The following is a 1,032-nucleotide window of genomic DNA, read 5'->3' as shown; positions in this document are numbered from 1 at the left end:
CCATTCTCAGGGCGCACGAATTGCGGAAGGAAGGCCAGAAAGAACAATGCGGTTTTTGGATTGAGCACTTCAGCCAGAATGCCCTGCCGGAAGGCTTGAGCAGCCGTAAGCGGCAGTTCGCGTTTCCCAAACACAGTGGAGTCCTTTGCCAGGATTGCCTTGACGCCTAGATAAAACAGATACGCTGCGCCAATGTATTTGATGATATCGAACAGCGTTGCGGATGCCGCGATTATCGCTGAGATTCCAACCACTGCGAAAGCTGTATGGATGATGTCGCCCGCTGTGATCCCTGCGCCGGTAGCAAGGCCAACTTTAGCACCAGAGGTCGTGGCTCTTGCGATAGTCAACAGTGTTGCTGGCCCTGGAATGAAAACGAAGCCCAGAACAATTGCACAATAGGCCAGCAAGGTAGCGTGGTCGATCATTCCTTGTTCTCCCGAGAGTCCGCAAATTGTAGGGGCCGATTGTCCCTCGAACATTTAGCTCATTCTACAGCCTGCGGCTACAGCGATGCAACACAACACCCGGATGTTGCCGCGGGATAAATGACACTGCCCGGCGTGGGTATATGCTGCGGAACCGCAGCTATCTGCAGACGTTACGCGCTAAACTTTAAAGGAGCAATTCATGGACACGCGTATCAGGCATTGTAGGGCCTCCATAGCCGGTGTTGAACTTTCTATCGAGAGGCCGGTCAACCGGATGCGCCAGCGGTATTATTGCCGCACGGCTACCCGTGCTCATCTTACGAATTCCGGAACTTGATGTCCGAGTTGGCGGATAGGTGGCGAGTGATTGCACCGGATTATCCGGGCTTCGGCTATAGCGACAATCCAGAGGGCTTCTCCTACACGTTCGATGGCTATCCACCTGGCTCGATGCATTCGTCGACGCGCTAAAACTGGATCGTTTCGTTCTCTATCTACATGACTTCGGCTCTCCCATCGGAGCAAGGCTGGCCATCATGAAGCCTGAACGAATTGTTGGACAAATCATTCAGAACGGCGACATTCCGTATGAAGACGCGTT

General features: G+C 53.3%; 1 protein-coding gene and 1 pseudogene. One reads left to right on the top strand and one right to left on the bottom strand.

The window, feature by feature from the left end; genetic code table 11:
- Nucleotides 1-428: LysE family translocator (locus AC2YI2_RS35045; protein WP_487391129.1), on the bottom strand; the 428-nt coding region annotated here is incomplete at its 3' end.
- A gap of 202 nt (nucleotides 429-630) precedes the next feature.
- Here AC2YI2_RS35045 and AC2YI2_RS35040 point away from each other — a divergent pair.
- Nucleotides 631-1,032 (top strand): annotated as a pseudogene (locus AC2YI2_RS35040) (alpha/beta fold hydrolase); the annotation flags it as partial.

This window comes from Rhizobium sp. SRI_017 (assembly GCF_057586295.1).
This window is presented reverse-complemented; position numbering and strand designations above follow the sequence as displayed.